Source organism: Pacificimonas aurantium (assembly GCF_020092905.1).
Lineage (GTDB): Bacteria > Pseudomonadota > Alphaproteobacteria > Sphingomonadales > Sphingomonadaceae > Pacificimonas > Pacificimonas aurantium.
Map to the genome: position 1 here is coordinate 713,118 of NZ_JAGSGB010000001.1, position 21,920 is coordinate 735,037.

General features: G+C 65.2%; 13 protein-coding genes. 8 read left to right on the forward strand and 5 right to left on the reverse strand.

Translation table 11 applies throughout. From position 1 onward, the window contains the following. Positions 1-50: 50 nt before the first annotated feature. From KCN53_RS03555 to KCN53_RS03565, 3 genes are all read right to left on the reverse strand, one after another. Positions 51-2,423, reverse strand: a complete 2,373-nt coding sequence (locus tag KCN53_RS03555; RefSeq protein WP_088711411.1) for a glycoside hydrolase family 127 protein — start codon at positions 2,421-2,423, stop codon at positions 51-53. Between the two features lie 105 nt (positions 2,424-2,528). Next, positions 2,529-3,725: a M24 family metallopeptidase gene (locus tag KCN53_RS03560; RefSeq protein ID WP_088711410.1), complete on the reverse strand. Its 1,197-nt coding sequence runs from the start codon at positions 3,723-3,725 to the stop codon at positions 2,529-2,531. After that, on the reverse strand, positions 3,722-4,978 hold the full coding sequence (locus KCN53_RS03565) for an NAD(P)/FAD-dependent oxidoreductase (protein WP_088711409.1): 1,257 nt from the start codon (positions 4,976-4,978) through the stop codon (positions 3,722-3,724). The genes KCN53_RS03560 and KCN53_RS03565 overlap by 4 nt, the downstream gene beginning before the upstream one ends. 75 nt (positions 4,979-5,053) lie before the next feature. Here KCN53_RS03565 and KCN53_RS03570 point away from each other — a divergent pair, with 75 nt between their 5' ends. From KCN53_RS03570 to KCN53_RS03585, 4 genes are all read left to right on the forward strand, one after another. Continuing rightward, positions 5,054-5,971 (forward strand): dihydrodipicolinate synthase family protein, encoded by a 918-nt coding sequence (locus tag KCN53_RS03570; RefSeq protein WP_088711408.1) that lies wholly within the window; start codon positions 5,054-5,056, stop codon positions 5,969-5,971. Between the two features lie 12 nt (positions 5,972-5,983). After that, a complete protein-coding gene (locus tag KCN53_RS03575) occupies positions 5,984-6,982 on the forward strand; it encodes a 4-hydroxyproline epimerase (RefSeq protein WP_088711407.1) in 999 nt (332 codons plus the stop codon). A gap of 156 nt (positions 6,983-7,138) precedes the next feature. Continuing rightward, entirely contained in the window at positions 7,139-10,327 is a 3,189-nt protein-coding gene (locus KCN53_RS03580; RefSeq protein WP_088711406.1) for an efflux RND transporter permease subunit, read from the forward strand. Then, complete coding sequence (locus tag KCN53_RS03585; protein WP_088711405.1) at positions 10,320-11,549, forward strand: efflux RND transporter periplasmic adaptor subunit; 1,230 nt, start codon at positions 10,320-10,322, stop codon at positions 11,547-11,549. The genes KCN53_RS03580 and KCN53_RS03585 overlap by 8 nt, the downstream gene beginning before the upstream one ends. Positions 11,550-11,574: 25 nt before the next feature. Here the strand turns inward: KCN53_RS03585 and KCN53_RS03590 are convergent, their stop codons facing one another. Next, positions 11,575-12,666 carry an alpha/beta fold hydrolase gene (locus tag KCN53_RS03590; RefSeq protein ID WP_088711404.1) on the reverse strand — a complete coding sequence of 364 codons (1,092 nt, stop codon included), beginning with the start codon at positions 12,664-12,666 and terminating at the stop codon, positions 11,575-11,577. Positions 12,667-12,937: 271 nt separating this feature from the next. Here KCN53_RS03590 and KCN53_RS03595 point away from each other — a divergent pair, with 271 nt between their 5' ends. The 3 genes from KCN53_RS03595 to KCN53_RS03605 all read left to right on the forward strand — a co-directional run bounded on the left by KCN53_RS03595 (position 12,938) and on the right by KCN53_RS03605 (position 19,075). After that, entirely contained in the window at positions 12,938-14,341 is a 1,404-nt protein-coding gene (locus KCN53_RS03595) for a M24 family metallopeptidase (protein ID WP_088711403.1), read from the forward strand. A gap of 58 nt (positions 14,342-14,399) precedes the next feature. Next, the gene (locus tag KCN53_RS03600; protein WP_224199335.1) at positions 14,400-17,336 is read left to right on the forward strand and encodes a TonB-dependent receptor plug domain-containing protein; all 2,937 of its coding nucleotides are present in this window, start codon (positions 14,400-14,402) and stop codon (positions 17,334-17,336) included. A gap of 68 nt (positions 17,337-17,404) precedes the next feature. Next, complete coding sequence (locus tag KCN53_RS03605) at positions 17,405-19,075, forward strand: amidohydrolase family protein (protein ID WP_088711401.1); 1,671 nt, start codon at positions 17,405-17,407, stop codon at positions 19,073-19,075. 53 nt (positions 19,076-19,128) lie between these two features. Here the strand turns inward: KCN53_RS03605 and KCN53_RS03610 are convergent, their stop codons facing one another. Further along, positions 19,129-19,701: a nitroreductase family protein gene (locus KCN53_RS03610; RefSeq protein WP_088711400.1), complete on the reverse strand. Its 573-nt coding sequence runs from the start codon at positions 19,699-19,701 to the stop codon at positions 19,129-19,131. Positions 19,702-19,841: 140 nt separating this feature from the next. On the opposite strand from KCN53_RS03610, the gene KCN53_RS03615 reads away from it, so the two are divergent. After that, positions 19,842-21,878: a TonB-dependent receptor gene (locus KCN53_RS03615; RefSeq protein WP_224199336.1), complete on the forward strand. Its 2,037-nt coding sequence runs from the start codon at positions 19,842-19,844 to the stop codon at positions 21,876-21,878. The last annotated feature ends 42 nt before the right edge of the window (positions 21,879-21,920 follow it).

Consider the following 21,920-nt stretch of genomic DNA (forward strand, 5'->3'; position numbering starts at 1 on the left):
CCGGATCGTCCCCAATTATGGAGTATACGATATACGCTCAACTGATCACGTCAAGCCGCGTCGGCGCGCAGCATGCGGCAGCCGAACACGGGCCCCGCGCGGTCATGACCCTCTGCTGGCTGGAAGCGAATCAGGACCGACTCGCGCCCCGCGGTCAGGCGTTCGGGCAAGGCGTAACTCTCGGTGAAAAAGGCCCCCGGATGCGATCCGGTCAGCTCCTGTGTGGCCACCCGTTCGCCGTCGACCAGGATGTCGAAGGTGCGGTCGCGGTCTTCACCCCAATAGGTGGCCTGCAGCAGCATCGGGCCCTCGTCGACCTCCATGCGGAACGAGAAGAAGCCGTCGTCGCGCGCGTCGCGGCCGTGCACCCCGCGATAGGTATGGGTGTAGCTGTATTTCGCCTCCAGCTGATGGTCGCGTTCGGGCTGCATTTCGCCCAGGTGCATGACATCGACCGAGCGCCGCACGAGCGCCGCCAATTGCGCTTGTTCCGCGGTATAGGCTTCGCGGCTCGCGGCCCATCCTGCTTCGTCGAACCGGGGGAAGTAGACGGCGGTGCGCCGGTGCCGCTGCTGAAAAAACGGCGCGAAATCGAGGGCCTCGGGCCGCGCCGCCGTCGTCCGGTAGGTCGCCGCACCGCCCGGCACCTTTTTTACGTCGCGAAGAATTGCGGGAGAGACGAGCGCCGGCGCGGGCCCCTCGAAGGGGGCCTGCGTCGATCCCATGTCCGCGGCCAGCACAAGCGGCCCATGAAGGAGCGCGACGATGTCGGGGTCGTCCGGGGTCGGCTCCAGCCGCAGCGCCATGGGCAGGATCAACGTCACCTTATCGCCGGTCTTCCAGCGACGTCTTATGAGGGCGTAGCCGTCGGGCGCTTCGGCGCTGACTTTTTTTTCGTTCACCGAAAGGGCGGCAGTCTCGCACCAGCCGGGAATGCGCAGCGCGAGCGTGAACTCGGCATTCGCATTCACTTCGTCGACCAGGATGTCGATGGTTTCGGAGAAGGGATAGCCAGTCTCCATACGCAGCACGGCGCCCGCCGCGTCGACCCTCGCAACTGAGGGGATGTAGAGATTGGCGAAGATCGTGTCGCCGCCCTGCCACCAGATCGAATCGCCGTGTTTGGCATGGGTTTCCATCCCCGACCCGACGCAGCACCAGAAGCTGTCGAACGGTGTCGACCATTCGCGGTGCGAGCCCGACATGATCGGCACCATATAGGCGAACATCCCCGTCTCCGGATCCTGATGTGCGAGCATGTGGTTGAGGTGGGCGCGCTCATAATAGTCGAACAGCCGGGCCTGCGGCGTCCAGGCGAACAGGTGCCGGCTCAGCTTCAGCATGTTGTAGGTGTTGCAGCTCTCGCAGGTCTGTTCGGTGATGTGCTGCGAGATGGTGTTGGGCGAGGGGAAATATTCCCGGTCGGCGTTGCCCCCGATGACATAGGTGTAGCCCTCGATTACCGTGGTCCAGAAATATTCCGCTGCCGTTCGGTGCGACGCCTTGCCGGTCAGTTCATGCAGCCGCGCGAGGCCGATGACCTTCGGGATCTGCGTGTTGGCGTGGACGAAGTAGAGCGGGTTTTCGCGTTCGCTCAGCGGGTCGAGGATCTCTCGGTGCCGCAGCCGCTCGGCAAGGGCGAGCCAATTCGCATCGCCCGTACGCGCGTGCAGTTCGGCGAAACTCTCGTTGATGCCGCCATGCTCGCAGTCGAGAACCTCCTGAACTTCAGCGTCGGTCAGCGCGGCAAATACCGACTCGATATAGCCGCCGAGACCAACTGCGATCGCGAGCGCCTGTTCGTTCCCGACGAGGTCCTGCGCGTGGAACAGACCCGCGAACAGCTTGTGCCAATTGTAGAAGGGCACCCAGCAGCCGTTGAGGTCGAATCCGGCCGAGCGGATGTCGCCGGCCATGATTTCCGGGAAGATTGCGCGCCCGTCCTCGATCAGGTCGCCGTCGCGCCGCGTGAATCCGGCGACGTAGCCGTCACCTTCGGCAGCCTGCGCTTCTGCAAGCGCAGACACGATATAGTTCACCCGCGCCGCGCACTCCGCATCTCCCGTCTGCGCATGCATCAGCGACAGGGCAGTGAGATAATGGCCAAGCGTATGCCCGGCGATCGTGTCGCTTTCCCAGCCGCCATAGGGCTCGCCCGATACCGGCAACCCCGCATGTTTGCGAAAATTGTGCAGCAGGCGGTCGGGCTCGAGCCGCAGCAGATAGGCCCGGTTCGCCTCGATCGCATCGAGAAAGGGAGAGGGCAGTAGCCGGACCCTCTCCAAAGGCAGCGGCTGCGCCGAAGAAGGCAGGCGAGAAGACGCCATGACCGCCTTTGCGCCGCCTACGCCCGCTGCGACTGCGCCCGCGGCCGCTCCCATCAACAGGGCGCGGCGCGTCGGCTGGATGGTGCGGCAAGTCATAAGTGGTTCCCCGGAAATCCCTCATACAAAATCGTATACGATGCTGCACCAAGGCGGGGGGGGGCGCAAGCCTTCACGGCCCCGTGGCCGGGCCTCTGGGGAGGATCAAGCGACCGGCAGGTCGATGGCGGGCTGCGGCGGCGTGAACCACTCGGCGCCTGTATCGGTAACGTGGAAGTGGTCCTCGAGCCTGACGCCGAAGCGGTCGGGCACGACGATCATGGGTTCATTGGAAAAGCACATGCCGGGCTTCAGCTCGGTGCGGTCGCCGCGCACCAGATAGGCCGCTTCGTGAATCGACAGGCCGATGCCGTGCCCGGTGCGGTGCGGAACGCCGGGAAGCCGGTAGTCGGGCCCCAGCCCGGCCTTTTCTACCACTTGGCGGGCGGCGGCATCGACATCCTCCGCGGCAACGCCCGGTTTCGCCGCCGCAAAGGCAGCCGCCTGGGCTTCCTTCTCAAGGTCCCAGATCCGCCGCTGCTCGTCGCTGGGCGTGCCGAAGGCATAGGTGCGAGTAATGTCCGAATGATATCCGCCCACCTGGCAGCCCGTGTCCACCAGGACGAGATCGCCCGGTTCCAGAACCGACTCGCCGGGCAGGCCGTGCGGGAAGGCGGTGGAGCGGCCGAACTGCACGATACAGAAACTGTTTCCCGCGGCGCCAAGGGCGCGGTGGGCGTCCTCGATGAAGCGCCGCACTTCGGTGGCTGTAATTCCCTCTCGCATGATGCGCGCGGTGCGCTTGTGCACTTCCAGCGTCATCGACTTTGCCTGCTGCATGAGCGCCAGTTCGGCGGGCGACTTGATCTGGCGGCAGCCGTCGATGACCGGCGCGCCGCTGACATAGTCGAGAGACGGCGCTGCCTTGGCGACGGAATCCGCCATGCCGAAGGAGAGGTCGGGGTCGACCGCGACGGTCTTCCCGCCGCAGGCGGAAAGCGCATCAGCCACCAAGGCTGCGGGGCTTTCCTCCTCCTGCCACAGGCTCGTTTCGGCCTCGATTTTCAGGTCGGCCTGCAACGAACCGAGTTCGAAAAAGGGGCAGACGATGATCGGATCGCCCTTCACCGGCAATATCATGGCGATCATGCGCTCGGTCGCCCCCCAGGGCACCCCGGCGAAGTAGCGCAGGCTCTGCCCGGCACCGACGACCAGGGCATCGGCCCCGATCTCCGCGGTCAGGTGCTGTGCCTTCTGCAGGCGGGCGCGATATTCCTCCGGGGCGATGGCGGGCGCGGGCGTGGTCCAGGGCGAGAGGTTCGCCAGTTCGGCCTCGCGGTTCGATCCTCCGATTGCGCTCATAAAAAACCTCCTTTCGTGAATCTTTCGAGGGAGAAGGGGGCAATGTCGACGGCCGTCGGCTCGCCCGCGCCGAGAGCGGCGATCAGGTCGCCGGTCAGCGCCGACAGCGTCAGGCCCAGATGCTGATGGCCGAACGCATAGTAGAGATTGGACGCCGCGTCGCTGCGTCCAATGGCGGGTAGATAGTCCGGCAGGGTCGGACGCACTCCCATCCAGCTGCGTCCGGGCAGGTCGACCGGCAGGCCAAGATCGGCGATATGTGCCCTTAGGCGCTGCCACTTTCGCGGATCGGGCGGCGCGTCGGGACGTCCGAATTCGACGAACCCCCCGGCCCGTACCCTGTCTTCGAACCGGGTGACGATCATGGAGCGGTCCTCGAAGACCAGCGGCGGCAGGTCGGCGGGCCACTCGTCGCCAGCCTCGGCTTCGACATGGTAACCGCGTTCGGCGATGATGGGCGCCTTGTGGCCGAGCGGGGCGAGCAAGGCTGCCGAGGTATGGCCTGCTGCGACGACGACCATGCCCGCCGCCAGACGTTCGCCGCCGTCGAGCTGCACAGCACATTCTGCGCCGTTGCGAGCCAGGCCAGCCACTCGTGCTGTCACCATTTCGACGCCGTGCTCGGCTAGCCAGGCCGCCTGCGCGTCGGCAAGGACGCCGGGATCGATATGTCCGCTATGCAGGAAGCGCACCGCGTCTGCAGGTGGCCTGCCAAGCAGGGCTGTCAGCGCTTCCCTTTCCTGTTCGGTGAGCTCGCGAAAGGCGCTCGTTTCCGCTGGGAGGCCGCTCCAGTGCGCCCGTCCGGCGTGTGCGGCGGATGTGCTTTCCCACAATAGCAGGTGACCCTCTTCGTACAGCAGGTCGGGTCGGCCGACCAGCGCTGTCTGCCTTCGCAGAGCAGGCATCGCTTCGCGCAGCGCGGCGGTCAGGGCGGACTTGCCGGCGCGGAACCGCTGCGACCGGGCGGCGGCGAGCAGGCGCAGCGAAAAGGGAAGCCAGGCGAAGATCTGACTGGGCGGAAGTGCCACCGGTCCGCCACGAAGGAACAACTTCGTGGGCAGGTTCCGGACCAGCTTTGCCGAGGCGAGAGGTTCCACCTGTTCCACGGCAATATGGCCCGCATTTCCCCATGAGGCGGCGCGCGGCGCGGCGGACTGTTCGACCAGCTGCACCCTCGCCCCCCGTGCCGCCAACGCACAGGCACATGCCTGGCCGATCAGACCGCCTCCGACAACGACAGCATCCCTGCTCATGACGACTTCCACTTGCCCACTCGATCAGATACCGTATACGAAAATAGAAACCGAATTCCAGCATAGGGGGCAGTTTTGAGTAAGCAGCTTTCGTGGCGCGGGGTGTTTCCCGCGGCAACCACCCAGTTTGCCGACGATTTTTTCGTGGATCTCGACGCATCGCAGAAGACGCTGAACGCGCTGATCGAGGACGGCGTCGATGGTCTCGTCGTCCTTGGTACCTGCGGCGAGAATAACTCGCTCAGCGCGGAGGAGAAACGCGCGCTGCTGACGGCGGCTGTGGAGGTCGTCGACGGGCGTGTGCCGATCGTGGTCGGAGTCTCGGAGCTTACGACGCCGAACGCCGCTGCCTTTGCCGCCGATGCGGAAAAGATCGGCGCCGATGCGCTGATGGTGCTGCCGTGCATGGTTTACGTTCCGCAATTGCCGGAGCTGGTTACCCATTTCGCCAGTGTCGCAAAGTCGACCGCGTTGCCGCTGATGCTCTACAATAATCCGCCTGCCTACCGTGTCAGCATCGGCATGGATGCTCTCGAAGAGCTTGCGGCCTACGACAATATCGTGGCGATCAAGGAAAGCGCGCCGGACACGCGCCGCTTCACCGACCTTCTGAATGCATTCGGCGACCGCTATGTGCTGATGGCAGGGCTTGACGATGTCGCGCTCGAGGGGCTGCTCCTTGGTGCACATGGCTGGATTTCCGGCCTGACGAGCGCCTTTCCGCAGGAATCGGTCGCGCTGGTGAAGGCGCTGGACGAGGGTGATCTGGACACCGCGCGCGCTATCTATCGCTGGTTCATGCCGCTCCTTCACCTCGATGCCGATCACGACCTTGTGCAGTCCATCAAGCTTGCCGAGACGATCATGGGCCGCGGTACGGAAACGGTCCGGATGCCGCGCATGCCACTTGCCGGCCCGCGCCGCGAGGAAGTCGTTCGGTTCGTCGAAACCTGCGCCGCCACACGTCCCACGCTGGGCGGCACGAGCGCCTGATCCCGCCAGGGTATGCGTAGCACGTTCTTTTGTATCGACGGCCATACTGCGGGAAATCCCGTCAGGCTCGTGGTCGGCGGGGCGCCGCCCGTGCGCGGCGCCACGATGGGCGAATGCCGGCTCGACTTTCTCGAGCGGTTCGACTGGATCCGTACGAGCCTCTGCTTCGAGCCGCGAGGTCACGACCAGATGTCGGGCGGATTTCTCTATCCGCCCTTCACGCCCGATGCCGACATCGCCCTCCTCTTTATGGAGACGAGCGGGTGCCTTCCCATGTGCGGCCATGGCACGATCGGCATGATCAGCTTCGGCCTCGAGCATGGCTATATCCAGCCGCGCACGCCAGGGCGCCTGCGGGTGGAAGTGCCTGCCGGCATCATCGATGTCAGCTATACCATGGCCGGCGCGCGCGTAGCGTCGGTGCGCCTAAGCAACGTGCCCTCCTACGTCGCGGCGCGGGATATCTCCATCGAGGTTCCTGGACTTGGGCCGCTCACGGTCGATGTCGCCTATGGCGGCAATTACTACACCATCGTCGAACCGCAGGGCGGCTATACCGGCCTCGACGGTATGTCGGCGCCGCATCTGGTGGAACTCAGCCGGGTGGTGCGCGCGCTGGTGCGCGAAAAGTTCAAGCCCGTTCATCCGCTAGACCCGGCCATTCACGGCGTCAGCCATGTCCTGTGGACGGACCTGCCGAGCGGGGAGGGGGCCGACGCACGCAACGCCGTCTTCTACGGCGAGAAGGCAATCGACCGGAGTCCCTGCGGAACGGGCACCTCGGCGCGCATGGCCCATCTTCACGGCAAGGGCCTGCTGGCCCTCGGTCAGCGCTTCATCCACGAGAGCTATATCGGCAGCCGCTTCGTCGGAAGGATCGAGGGCGAGGCGCGCGTCGGAGACTTTCCGGCCATTCTCCCGTCGATCGAGGGCAGTGCGATCTCGACGGGATTCAACACCATCTGGGTCGATCGAGACGATCCCTACTGGGAAGGCTTTCAGCTGACCTAGAGACATGCTTTACGGGCAAAGAGAATACCGTATACCGTAGGAACCCGCGGCGTGAGCCGAAAGCAAGCGGGACAGTGGCGCGACCAGCGCCGGGACACTTCCGACGATCCCGGGGGAGGGGACACGGACAGCAGGCGGGAAGGGCGGTAGGCGCTCGTGAAATGGCTGGTGGAAATCGCGCTGAGGCGGCCGCTGACGTTTATCGTCATGGCCATCCTCATCGCGCTCGTCGGCAGCATGGCGGCGCTGCGTGCGCCGGTCGATATTTTCCCTGCCATCCGCATTCCGGTCATCGCTGTCGCGTGGAACTACAGCAATCTTCCGCCGGAGGAGATGGCGAGCCGCGTCGTCTACCCGTTCGAGCGCGTGCTCACGACCACGGTCAACGACATCGAGCATATCGAAAGCCGTTCCCTTCCTGGGAAGGGCATCATCAAGATCTTCTTCCACTCCGAGGCGGACATCCGCACTGCGACTGCGCAGGTTACGTCGGTGGCGCAGACGGTGCTCAATTCGATGCCGCCCAACGCGCACCCCCCGCTCATCCTCAACTATGACGCCTCGACGGTGCCGATTCTCCAGCTCGCGCTGTCCGGCGACGGCCTGTCCGAGCAGGAGCTGTTCGAGCTGGGGCAGAACCAGATCCGGCCGCGCCTCATCACCGTGCCCGGCGCAGCGCTACCCGGTGCGGCCGGCGGACGGCAGCGCCGCATCGCGGTCGACCTGGACACCCAGGCGTTGCAGTCGAAGGGACTGACCCCCGTCGACGTCAGCACCGCGCTTGGCGAACAGAACCAGATCAGCCCGGGCGGTTTCGTCAAAATCGGCTCGAACCAGTTCCCGGTAAAGCTGAACAATGCTCCCGAATCGATCGAAGAGCTCAACGATCTGCCGGTGAAGGTCGTCGATGGCGCGACCATTCGCATGCGCGACGTCGCCCATGTCCTCGACGGCAGCGCGCCGCAGGAAAATGTGGTGCATGTGAACGGGACGCGCTCGGTGCTCCTCACCATCCTCAAGAGCGGCGAAACCTCCACTCTCGCCATCGTCGACGGCGTGAAGAAGATGCTGCCCACCATTCTCGCCGGGCTTCCCGGGGAGCTCGAGGTGTCGCCCATGGGCGACCAGTCGGTCTTCGTGCAGGCCGCCGTGTCGGGCGTGGTTCACGAGGGCGTGATTGCCGCGGTTCTCACCTCTCTGATGATCCTCCTGTTCCTCGGATCCTGGCGTCTGACCGCCATCATCGCACTGTCGATCCCGCTGGCGGTGCTTGCCGCCATCGCGGCACTCGCCGCCTTCGGCCATACTCTCAATGTCATGACGCTCGGAGGGCTTGCGCTCGCCATCGGCATCCTCGTCGATGACGCCACGGTCACCATCGAGAACATCAACTGGCATCTCGAAAAGGGGAAGCCGGTCATCCCGGCAATCCTCGACGGCGCCGCGCAGATCGCCACGCCGGCCTTCGTATCGCTGCTATGTATCTGCATCGCCTTTCTGCCCATGTTCTTTCTGCCGGGCGTGTCGGGCTATTTGTTCGTACCGATGGCGCTGTCGGTCATTTTCGCGATGGTGGCATCGTTCGTGCTTTCGCGAACGCTCGTACCCACTCTCGCCATGTACCTGTTGAAACCGCTGAAACCCGGCGAGGACGAACATATGGCCGGAGCGCCGGGGTCGAAAAATCCCTTCGTCCGGCTTCAGCGCGCATTCGAGCGCCGGTTCCGACGCGTGAATGAGGCCTATGCGCGAACATTGCGGCAGGCAGTGGCGGGGAGGCGGGCATTCGTCGGCGGGTTCGTTGCGTTCGTCGTCGGAACCATGCTGCTGATCCCGTTCCTCGGCAGCAACTTCTTCCCGAACGTGGACTCCGGTCAGATCCTCCTTCACGTCCGCGCGCCGGTGGGCTCGCGGATCGAGGATACTTCGGCGCTGTTCGGCCGGGTGCAGCAGCATATCCGCACCATCATTCCGGCCGACGAACTGGCCTCGATGGCGGACAATATCGGCACCCCGATGAGCCGCATCAACACGACCTACAACAATTCCGGGACGATCGGGCCGCAGGACGGCGACATCATGATCGCGCTGGCGGAAGACCATGCGCCGACCGAGGACTACATGGCCGAACTGCGGCGCGAACTTCCGCGTGCCTTTCCCACCGCGACCTTTTCCTTCCCGCCCGCCGATATCGTCAGCCAGACGCTCAACTTCGGTGCGCCCGCGCCCATCGACGTGGAGGTGCGCGGCCGCAATCTGGAAGAGAGCCGCGCCTATGCGCTGAAGCTGCTGCGCCGCGTGCAGCATGTTCCGGGTCTTGTCGATGCGCGCATCCAGCAACCTGCGGGCACGCCGCAGCTCAAGGTCGATGTCGACCGCGCGCGGATCGGGCAATACGGTATGACGGAGCGCGACGTGACCACCAGCGTGTCGAGCGCGCTGGCAGGAACGTCGCAGCTGTCGCCGGTCTACTTCCTCGATCCCGACAGCGGCATCCAGTATCAGGTCGTCGCGCAGGCGCCCGAACATTCGGTCAGCTCGATTGCCGACCTACGCAGTCTTCCCATTTCCGGCGGCGACGGAGAGGTGGGGCAGACGCTGGGCGGCCTTGCGTCCATCTCGCGCGAATCCACCCAGGCGGTCGTTACGAAGTATAACCTGCGCCCGACGATCAATCTCTATGCCGGCGTTCAGGGCCGCGACCTCGGCGCCGTAGCTGCCGACGTCCAGCGCGAGATCGACGCCCTTTCCGACGAGGTGCCCCTCGGCGCCGAAGTCGCGCTTCGCGGCCAGTATGAAACCATGCAGACGGCCTTTCGCGGTCTCGGGTTCGGGCTGGCGGGCGCAATTCTCCTCATCTACCTGCTGATCGTCGTAAACTTTCAAAGCTGGCGCGACCCCTTCATCATCATCACCGCGCTGCCGGGTGCGCTGGCCGGCATCGTCTGGATGCTGTTCCTGACCGGCACGACGCTCAGCGTACCTGCCCTGACCGGCGCGATCATGTGCATGGGCGTCGCCACGGCCAATTCCATCCTGATGGTCAGCTTTGCGCGAGAGCGGCTGGCCGAGGGAGTCGATGCGGTCGAAGCGGCCGTAGAGGCGGGGCTGGTGCGCTTCCGCCCGGTTCTCATGACCGCGCTTGCGATGATCATCGGCATGCTCCCCGTGGCGCTCGGTCTGGGAGAAGGCGGCGAACAGAATGCTCCGCTCGGACGTGCGGTTGTCGGCGGCCTGATGCTCGCGACCTTTGCCACCCTGTTCTTCGTTCCCGTTATCTTCGCGATGCTGCATCGCCGGTCGAAGCCGGCCGCCGCCGCAGAGCTGGAGCCTGCCCATGCCTAACCACCCGCATCCAGAAACCCGGACCGAGCCCGGATCCGCGTCCGCGTCCAATTTTACGGCCGCCTCTGCGGCGGGGCTGTCGCCGGGCCTTAAGAAAGTCGGCCTTCTTGCCGGGGTGATCGCCTTGGGGCTGGCTGCGGGGGGCATCGCCATGCGGTCGGGCGCCGAGCATGAATTGGCGCAGGAAGCCGCGCAGGCGACCGTCCCCGCCGTGGCGATCGTGGAACCGCAGCCCGCCAGCGGCGACGAGGCGCTCGTTCTGCCCGGCCGGCTCGAAGCCTATAACAGTGCGGCCATCTATCCCCGCGTCGACGGTTATGTGAGCCGCTGGACGGCGAATATCGGCGACAGGGTCGAGGAAGGCGCTCTTCTGGCGGTGATCGAGGCGCCCGAAATCGAACAGGAACTGGCGCAGGCCAAGGCGGATTACCGGGCTGCGCTTGCGAACGAAGAACTTGCCCGCACGACCGCGGACCGCTGGCAGGAGATGCGATCGTCCGAATGGGTTTCCGTGCAGGCGCTAGACGAGAAGCTCGGTGCTCTCGCCGCCCGGCAGGCCGAGACCGAGGCCGCCCGCGCGGCGGTCGAGCGGCTGGAGGTGCTGCACGGCTATACTAGGGTCAGGGCGCCCTTCGCCGGGGTCGTTACGGGACGCGCCGTCGAGGTAGGGGCGCTGGCCCGCGCCGGGAGCGGGGCGGGGGCGCCTTTCTTCACCATCGCCGACACCCACCGGATGCGTATTTTCGTCGAGGTTCCGCAGGGCGTCTCGTCGCAGGTACGGCCCGGCATGCAGGCAGAGCTCAGTCTGCCGGAATATCCCGCCCGCACCTTTACGGCGACGCTGGTTCGCGATGCCGGCGCGGTGAACGCCGCTTCGGGCACCGTCCGTGTCGAGCTGGAAACGGCCAATCCGGACGGCCTTCTGAAGCCCGGGGCCTATGCGGAGGTCGATTTGCCGGTCAGCGGCGTCGCCGGCGCCATGCAGCTCCCCGGCAGTGCGCTCATCATCGGGGCGGACGGTCCGACGGTGGCGGTCGTGGATAGAGAGAACCACGTCGCCATGCGCTCGGTGGTCCTCGGCCGCGATCAGGGCAGCGTGGTGGAGATCATGTCAGGTCTCGATGCCGGCGCCCGCGTCGTCGATTCACCGCCCGAAACGCTCCTGCCCGGAGATGAAGTGCGGATCGTTGCGGGAATGGCGGCCGCGCCCCGGAAAGGCTGAGGCAGGCGGCCGCCCGGCCGTGGCGCTATTCCGTCCGCTGTAGAAGGTCGACCAACTCGTCCTGCCAGAACTTCGCCCAGGTGTGCGTACTGTGTCCCTGCGTCGTCTCGTCTTCGGGGATCAGGATGTAGCGCACGGTCGGCATGCGCGCCGCAGCTGCCTCCGCCATACGCAGGCCCGGCGGGTTGATGAAGTCGTCGGCGGAATTCATCCAGGTCATCGGAGCCTCGATCTTCTCCAGGTCTGGCCAGGGATTATAGTTCCGCGAAGAGTTGAAATAATAGAGATAGTCATTGGCATCGATGTTGGGGACGGCGGCCTCGATCCGCTCCTCCAGATAGGCTTCCGCCTCCTCGCGCGTGGGATATTCCTTCTGCAGATAGACGGGCGCCGATCCTGCGATGATCCCCAGATAGGTAGCGCCGCGAATGCCGTGCACGGGCTGGGTTTCGTAGTTTCCGCCCTGCCAGGCCGGGTCGGTCTTGATCATGTCCATCGCCGCCATGCGCCACATCCTGTTGCGCCCCGCAATTTCGGCCGGAAGGCAGGCCATGGGCATGGCCGCATCGGCGAAGTCCGGATCGCGCTCGGCCCACATGAAGATATGCATGCACCCCATTGAGGTGCCGAAAGCGAGGCGCAGCTTCTCGATCCCGAGCCCCTCGCGGAGCAGTCGGCGCTGCGCTTCGACCATGTCATCATAGTCATAGGCAGGAAAGTTCATGCGCAGGCCGTCGCTCGGCTTGGTCGACCCGCCATGGCCGATATTGTCGGGCAGGATGATGAAATAGCGCGAGGTGTCTAGCGGCTGGCCTTCGCCGAACAGAAGGTCGGTGAAGCGGGGGCGCAGGAACTGCGCGCCGGTGCCGCCGGTGCCGTGGAGGATCATCACGGCATTGTCGATCTCGCCGTCCGGGCCCCGGTGCGGCGTTCCGAGCGTGCGGTAGTGCAGGCGGACATCCTCCAGCCGCTCGCCGGTCCCGAAGGTGAATTCGTCCATTACGAAGTCGGCCTCGACCGCTTGGCTCGTATCGAAGGGCTGCGCGTCCTGTGCGAGTCCCGGCGCGGCAATTGCCGAGGCAATAAGTGCCGTTACGGAAAATATGAGATGTGACATTCGTGCCGCACTTAGTTGCGCGGCGCGCAAAGGACTGGGCTTCATCGGCATGTCTTATTCCTCTTTTCTTACGCTTTAGTGTCGAAAATCTAACGAGAATCGCTGGAGGGATGTAACCCTATATCATTGTTGCCGAAGCAACTACATCGACGACATAGACTTAGCAAAAGTCCAATTCTGACGCAGGATTACAAATCTAGCCCGCCTTCGCTGCCTTGCAAGTATACGATATCTGATATACGAATCTGGCTTTGGAGATCGGGGGGTTACGATGATCGACAGAAGAAGTTTGCTTTCGGGCGCCACTGGGGCAGCCGCGTTCGCTGCCAGCGGCGCAGCATCGGCACTCGCCGGCGCGCCTTCGGGTGCCCGCGTGGAGGGCATCGATGGCAGCAGTTCGGCTGGCCTCTTTCTTCCGCCCGACGATGTGGCGCCGGCCGATGTGGACCGCTTGCCGCTTTCCTGGAGCAAGGAGCGCACGAAGAGGCTGCAGGAAACGCTGGCCGCCAACGGACTCGACGGCATCCTTCTGACGAACCAGTGGAACATCATCTATTTTACCGGTCTGTGGCACACCACGACTGAGCGGATGATCCACTGTTTCATCCCGGCCGAGGGTGACAGTCCGATCTGGTTCTATCCGGCGCTGGACCGCGACCTGATCCGGAGCTGGTGGTTCGAAGACGGCGACATGTACTTCGACTGGCTCGACGTCGAAGGCGCGTTTCCGCACCGCGGCGAGGTCTTCAAGGGGCCGACCCACGATCTGTGGCTGTGGCTGCTCGAGGGGCTGAAGCGCCGCGGCTTTGCCGGGAAGCCGCTTGCGGTCGACCAGGAGCTCATTCCGACCAAGCAGAACAAGGTGGTCGAAGTGCTCGGCGCGCCGATGGCCGATGCGCAGCAGGCCTGCCTTTACATGCGCATGCGCAAGACGCCGCTGGAGGTGGCGCTGACGCGGCGCGCATATGGTTATTTCGACCGCATTCACGCTTTTGCACGCGATCTCATCCTGCAGCACGGCACCGATTTGATCGACTATGAGATCGCGAACGCGGCCGAGAAGTTCGGCACGGATCTCATCATGAACGACCTCGAACATGATGGAAAGCCGCACAGTGCGGTGGGCGTCCGCGTCGGCGTGTCGGTGCGGGCGGGGCAGCCCACCGGATATCCGCACCCCAACCAGTTCTATTATAACCGGGTCGAGCGTGGGCAGGCGCTTCAGGTCGCCGGCGTGGTTCGCATCGGTGGCTGCGGCGGCGAACTTTACCGCCCCTACATGATCGGGCCGCGCACCGCGCATATGGAGAAGCTCTGGACTGCCGCGCGGGACGCCTGCCTGATGCAGAAGGACCTCTCACGCAAAGGCACGCTCTGTTCCGACGTCGCTTACGAGATTCACAAGTTCCAAGTCGGCGAGGGCGTCCAGGACTACATCTATCACCGGCCTGCGCATGGCGAGGGGATGGAGGGCCACCAGCCGCCCTACCTCTCGCTTGGCGACCATACGGTGCTCGACACGGGAATGATGTTCTCCGTCGAGCCCGGCCTGTTCGATCCCGTCACGGGAACGGGCGCAAACTTCTCCGACGGCTTCATCGTGCGCGAGGAGGGACCCTCCCTCCAGATGTCGCGCCTGCCGTGGAGCGAAGAATGGGCGTGGATCGACATCTGACAGCTAGGGAATGATCCAGGGGATAGTTTCAACCTACTGAAATATAAGGGGGTAATCTGTGAAAATTGAGTCTTCCGCAACCCGGATGAGCCGGCTGGCCGGCCGCATCCTCGGCACCACCATCCTGTCGGGAGCATTCGCCGCCCTGGCCGTGCCTGCGGCTGCCCAGGTGGCCGACACGCCGGTCACCGACGCCCCGCCGGTCGCCTCGAACGTTATCGTCGTAACCGGGTCGCGCCTGTCGCGCAGCGACCTCGAAGCTCCCAGCCCCACGACCGTCGTCGGGGCCGAGGATATCGAGCTGTCCGGTAACTTCACCATCGAGAATACGCTGAACGAATTCCCACAGCTTGCTGCGGGCAACACCTCAAGCGTGAACTCGGGCGGCGGTTCCGGCGTCCTCACGGCCAACCTGCGCGGACTCGGGGCAACCCGGACCCTCGTTCTCGTAAATGGCCGGCGCTTCATTCCTGCCGACGCCAGCGGCACGGTCGACCTGTCGAGCGTGCCCGATGCGCTGATCGAGCGGGTCGACATCATTACCGGCGGCGCCTCGGCGGTCTACGGATCGGACGCCATCGCGGGTGCGATCAACTTCGTCCTGAAGGAAGACTATAACGGGTTCGAAGCCGGCTACATGTACGGCATCAACGAGCGCGGCGACGGTATTTCGCACAAGCTCGACCTGACGACCGGCGCCGAGTTCGATGATGGCCGCGGCAATGTCGTCATGGGCATCAGCTACACGAACCAGGATCCCGTCTTCCAGGAGGACCGCTCCTTCTCCGCACCGCCGCTCGATACGGTAAACGGAGAACTCGTCCCTGGCGGGTCGGGCAATGTTCCCGGGACCCGTATCGGTCTCAGCAGTGGCACCGTCGCGAACCTGGTCGGCGTGGCGGCTCCTTCGGGTGACTGTACGTCGATCACCGGTATCTTCTTCGCCGAAGACGGCGCACCGCAGACCTACTGTACGCCGGAAAACGCGTTCGACTATGCGGAGGGCAACTATCTGCTGCGTCCGCTCGAGCGCACGCAGATCACCGCGCTGGGTCACTATGACCTGACGAACAATATCACAGCCTATGCCGAAGGCTTCTTCATGACCAACCGGAACGCCTACCAGCAGGCTCCGGCGGCCTTCGGTCCGGTCACGCCGTCGATCCCGGGCGGACGCACGCTGCTCCTTCCGAATTACGCCACGAACCCGGTTCTGTCGGACAATGTTCGCGACTTCTTTGTCGCCAACGCCGACGTGTTCGACGCCGATGGCGACGGCAACGCGGAAATCGTCGGGGCCGGCCGCCGCGCCGACGAGCTCGGCTATCGCAACTATGCGTTCGAGCGTACGTCCTATGCCGTGACGGGCGGCCTGCGCGGCGACTTCGACATCATGGACCGCGCATGGCGCTGGGATGCCTTCTACCAGAGGCAGCGCTCGCGCACCGACCAGCACCAGTCGGGCCAGATTTCGCAGGCTCGCCTCTCGCAGGCCCTCAACGCGACCACCGATGCCAGCGGCAATGTCGTCTGCGTCGACCAGTCGCGCGGCTGTGTGCCTGTCAGCATCTTCGGCTACGACACGATCACGCCGGAAGCGGGCGAGTTTATCACGCCTGATCGCGACTCGTACGAGATTTTCGTCCGCCAGGTGGCCGGCGCTTCGCTGAGCGGCGAGCTGTTCGACCTGCCGGCGGGACCGGTGGCGCTCGCCTTCGGCGTCGAATGGCGCGAAGACGATTATGAGTTCACGCCCAGTCCGCAGGATGCCGCCGGCGAATATGGCAGCAGCTCCCAGTCGGCGACCGGCGGTGAGTATGACGTCAAGGAAGCCTTCGGCGAGATCCGGATTCCGATCCTGTCGGACATGGCGTTTGCCGATACGCTCGCGCTCGAGGGTGCGGCCCGTATCTCCGACTATTCGACCATCGGCAACGTCTTCACCTGGAAGATCGGTGCGGAATATGCCCCGGTCGACTGGATGCGCTTCCGCGGCGCCTTCAACAAGGCCATCCGCGCGCCGAATCTGGACGAGCTCTTCGCTCCGATCGCGTCGGGCTATTCGGGTGGTAACGACCCCTGTGCCGCAGCCGAGAATCCCACCGAAGCGCAGAAGGATTTCTGCGTCCTCCAAGGCGTTCCGGCAGCGGACATCGACAACTTCGCACAGGGCACGGTCGGCTACACCATCCGAACCGGCGGCAATCCGAACCTGCAGGAGGAAGAGTCCAGCACCTACACCATCGGTGCCGTGGTCACGCCCTACTTCCTGCCGGGGGTGAACATCACCGTCGACTATTTCAACGTCGAAGTGGATGACGCGATTGCCTCGATCAACGGCGATCAGACGCTGCGCGACTGTTTTGACAAGCTCGACCTCGATGCCACGACCTGTCAGGCGGTCAACCGCCTGTCGAACGGCCAGATCGACTATATCGATACCAACCTGGCGAACCTCGGCAATCTGAAGGCCGAAGGTCTCGACGCGCAGATCGACTATCGCTTCAACCTGCCGGCGGCGGTCGACATCGCCGGACCGTCCTCGCTGACGCTTCAGTGGGTCGGCAGCTGGCTGTTCGAACGGTCGATCACGGTCATCGAGGGTCAGGGCGCACTTGACTGCGCCGGCGTCCTCGGCGGCGGTTGCGGTGGCGGCACCGGCCGTATTCTCATCCCGGACCTGAAGTTCAACTTCTCCGGTACCTATGAGAGCGGTCCGGTTACCTTCCGGGCGGCGGCGCGCATGATCGGCAGCTTCGACCTCAACGAGACGGTGACGGCCGCGGTCGATCACATTCCGGCCGAGTGGTACGTCGACCTGTTCGCCAAGGTGGACATCATCGACAATCTCGAGCTGTTCGGCGGTATCAACAACCTGACCGACAACCAGCCGGAAGTCCTGGGTACGGCGCTTGCGGGCGACGCCAACGTCGACGTCGGCCTCTACGACGTCCTCGGTCGCCGCTACGTGATGGGGGCCCGGCTCCACTTCTAAAGGGGCCTCCAGGGCGGGTGGTTCCCCCCACCCGCCCACCTGTTTTTTCCAGTCGAGGAAGCGTTTCGATGAACAAGAAGTCCCTTCGCGCCGGGTCCCTGCTCGGTGGCCTTGCCCTCTCGCTCGGCGCTGCCGTCTTGGCGGTGGTGCCGGTCGCGGACCCGCCGGCTTTCGCGGCCGAAACGGGTGCGGCGGTGGCCGATCCCATTCCGCAGCGGACGGAGGGGGCCGGCCCGTACAACCGGATGGTGCTGCGCAACGCGATCATCATCGACGGCACGGGCGCTCCCGCGCAGGGTATGGTCGACATCGTCATCGAGGGCGACACGATCAGCGAAATCGCCTTCCTCGGCGAGCCAAAGGCGATCGACAACTCCCGGCGTCCTGCCGCAGGCGACTACGACGTCGATCTGGGCGGCGCCTACGTCATGCCCGGTTTCGTCGACAGTCACGTTCACCTGCACACGCTGTCGGATGGGCAGGGCGTGCCGTCCGACTATATCCTGAAACTGTGGATGAGCCACGGCGTCACCACCGTCCGCGATGTCGGCAGCGGCGGTCGGCCCATCGAATGGCTGGTCGACGTGAAGGAACGCAGCGCCGCGAACCAGATCGTTGCGCCGCGCATCGAAATCTACCCGATGTTCCATGACATTCTGGGGCACATGCCGAACTCCGCCGAGGAGGGTCGCATGGCCATCCGCCAAGCGAAGGAGCGCGGCGCCGACGGCGTCAAGTTCATCGGCGGTCCGGAGGATGCGCTGCTCGCCGCCATCGATGAGGCGGAGAAGATCGGTCTTCACACGACCATGCACCATGCGCAGCCGAGCGTGTCCTATGCGGATGTCCTCGACACGTCCGCTGCCGGCCTTGAATCCATGGAGCACTGGTACGGCCTGCCGGAAGCCATGTTTACCGACCGCCAACTGCAGAAATGGCCTAACGACTACGTCAACAACGACGAGCAGGCGCGTTTCGGCCAGGCCGGCCGGCTCTGGGTCCAGGCTGCCGAGCCGGGCTCGGAGAAGTGGGAAGAGGTGATGGACACGCTGCTCGAGCGTGACTTCGCCCTCAGCCCGACCTTCACCGCCTATCTCACCAGCCGCGACTTCATGCGCATGAGCCGTGCGCGCTGGCACGAGGACTACACCATGCCCGCGCTCTGGGACTGGTACCGGCCCAGTCGCACCAATCACGGCTCCTACTGGTTCGACTGGACCACCGAGGACGAGATGGCGTGGAAGGAAAACTACCGCCTGTGGATGCAGTTCGTGAACGAGTACAAGAACAAGGGCGGCCTTGTGACCGTCGGCAGCGACTCAGGCTATATCTATAACCTCTACGGCTTCGGCTACATGCAGGAGATGGAGTTGCTGCGGGAGGCCGGTTTCACCCCGCTAGAAGTGATCCATGCGGCCACGCAGGTCGGTGCCGAGGTTCTCGGCGTCGACGACGAGGTCGGCACCATTCGCGTGGGCCGAAAGGCGGATCTCGCCATCGTCGAGGGCAACCCGCTGGAGAATATGAAACTCCTTTTCGGCACCGGCGCTCTGAAGCTGAACGATGAGACCGGCCAGGTCGTCCGCCGAGGCGGCATCGCGTACACGGTGAAGGACGGCATCCTCTACGATGCGGGAGCGTTGCGTGCCGAAGTCCGCGACATGGTAGCGGCGGCGAAGGCCGAGCGCGGCCTGCCCGAAGGCATCATGCCGATCGCGCATATCGACGAGACCGAGTGACCCTGTAAGGGCCGGAGGTGCAGGCTGGACCTGCATCCCCGGCTCTTTCGACCTCACCAGGTCCTGACGATCTCGTTCAGCGCCGGGCGCGGCCGCTCCTCGAGCGGTTTGCCCGGCGTTCCCATGAAGACGAAGCCGACGATTTCCTCGCCCTCTTCGCAAAGGCGCGCGTGGACGCCGTCGGAAAAGGCGGCCCAGCCGGTGATCCAGCCGGATACATAGCCGCTCGCCGTCGCGGCGTTTTCCAGCTGCATCGCCGCGCAGGCCGCCGAATCGCGCTGTTCGCTCAACGGGATGGAGCGTTCCGCATTGGGTTTGTACAGCACGACGATCAGCGTCGGCGCCTGCTGCGCGAACTGCGCCACCGATTCGAGTTCCAGCCGCCCGGCCTCGGGCTTCTCCTCGCGGTAGACCTCCTCCAGCAGGGCCTGAAACGCGTCCCGCCGGTCGGGGCCGATAATCAGGAAGCGCCAGGGCGCGATCTTGCCATGGTCCGGCACGCGTGCAGCGACCGCCAGGATTCGCGCCAGCTCCTCCTCGCTCGGACCGGGTGCGACCATGTCGCGCGGTTTGCCGGAACGGCGAGTTTCAAGAAGGCTGAGGGGGGAGGAGAGATCGTTGAACATGGATATCCGCATCTTTGAGAATGGCTCGCAACTTGCCGTTCATATGGCAATGGAGATAGGCGCGCGCCAGTCCGTCCTCTGACAAAGCCGCGCTCATGCCATGTTTTCGTTCGTCCCGCGCCCGGGTTCAGCCATTTTCCGTGTTGTTGGTTGCGGCAGCCTCCACGCTTTTCCCGTCGCTGCCCGGTGCCGCACTGGCGCAGGACGAGATCGTCGTTACGGGTGCCCCGCTATCCCCGATGCCCGGAGAGGCTGCGCTCGCCGCCGTGGTGCTGGACCGCGAGGCGCTCGTCGCCGATCCGTCCGGCCAGCTCGAAAACGCTCTGCGCGATATTCCCGGCTTCCAGCTCTTTCGCCGGTCCGATGCGCGCAGCGCCAATCCGACCAGCCAAGGGGCAACCTTGCGCGGTATCGGCGGCAACGCCTCCAGTCGTGCGCTGGTGCTACTCGACGGCGTCCCGGTGGAAGATCCCTTTGCCGGCTGGATCGCTTGGCCCGCGCTTCGGCCGGAATCGCTCGCCACTGTCCGGGCGGTGACGGGTGGCGGCGGCGGCGCGTTCGGCGGCGGCCTCACGGGCACCATCGAGCTATCGTCGGCGGGACCGGGTCAGCGGGAGGACTACGTCCACGCCCGCTATGGCAGCCGCGACAGCCTGGATCTGGAGGGCGGCGCGCTGGTCGATGCAGGCGCAGGGTTCCTGGCTGCGGACGCTCATTTCGGCCGCGGCGACGGCTTCTTCACCACCGCTCCCGCCGACCGGGGCGCGGTCGATACGCGCTCGCCCTATGAGCAGGGCAGCATCGCCGCGCGCGGGGTTTTTCCGGCCTTCGCCGGCGAACTGCAGGTTCGCTTTGCCGCCTTTTACGACGAGCGCCAGCGCGGTCAGCGGCTCGTGACTTCAGGGACGGACGGAGCCGATGCATCGCTGCGCTATGTGGGGCGCGGCGCCCTCCCGCTGGAGCTTCTCGGATATGTGCAGGCCCGCGAATATCGCGCGACCTTCGCCCGCACGGAGGCGGACCGGTCGGCCGAGCAGCCTGCGCTCGACCAGTATAACACGCCCGGGCTCGGTGCCGGGGGCAAGATCGAGGTGCGACCCGTCATCGGCCCGGCCAGCCTCTCCCTCGGCGCGGATCTACGCTACCGCAAGGGATCGACGAACGAGCGCTACGATTTCGACGGTGATACCCTTGTCAGCCTGCGCCGGGCGGGCGGTGAGAGCCTCGTCGCCGGCGCCTTCGCAGGCGGTGCCTTCGCTGCGGGGGAGCGACTGACCCTCACCGCCGAAGGACGCGTCGACCGCTGGTCGCTGTCGAACGGCTCGCGCACCGAAATCGACCGTCTGCCGGGTCCGGAGGCGCGCAGCGACAGCCTGTTCCCGGATCGCCACGGGTGGGAGCCATCCGGCCGGGTCGGCCTCGCCTACCAGCCGGCGGGCGCCGTCACCCTGCGCGCCTCGGCCTACAGTTCATGGCGCCTGCCCACGTTGAACGAGCTCTACCGCCCCTATCGCGTCGGCCCCGATGCCACCGCGGCGAACGAAGCGCTGGAGCCGGAGCGCGGCTACGGCGCGGAGGTGGGCGTCGACTACCGCCCGCTTTCGACCGCGACGCTGTCCGTTACCGGCTTCCGGGTTCGCGCCGAGAACGCCATCGCCAATGTAACTCTTGCCGAGGGGCCGGGCGTTTTCCCCGGCGTGGGATTTGTCTTCGGAAGCTACCGCCAGCGCCTGAATCTCGATGCCGTGGAGGCTTGGGGCCTCGAGGCGGCCGGCAAGCTGCGGCTCGGCGGCTTCGACCTCTTCGCAAGCTATGCCCTTACCGACGCGGAGGTTGACGGCAGCGGCGACACTGCGGCGCAGGACGGCTTTGCCCCGCCGCAGGTGCCGCGACACCGGGTCAGCCTGTCGGCGCGTGCCGATTTGGGGCCGGCGCGGCTGGGGGCGGGTCTGCGCTACACCTCGGAGCAGTTCGAGGACGACCTAGAGGCCCGCCCGCTGGGCGATGCGCTGGTGGTCGATGCGTCTGCCGAGCTTCCGCTGCGCGGCGGCCTCAGCCTGACGGTGGCGGCCGAGAATTTGCTCGATGAGCGCGTCGAGGACGGGATCGATGTGCGCGGCGCGACGACACTCGCGCAGCCCCGCACCCTCTGGGCAGGACTGAAATGGACCGGCTGACGCGGTTCGTCGAACCGCGCTCTTCCCTTACCAAATTGTGAC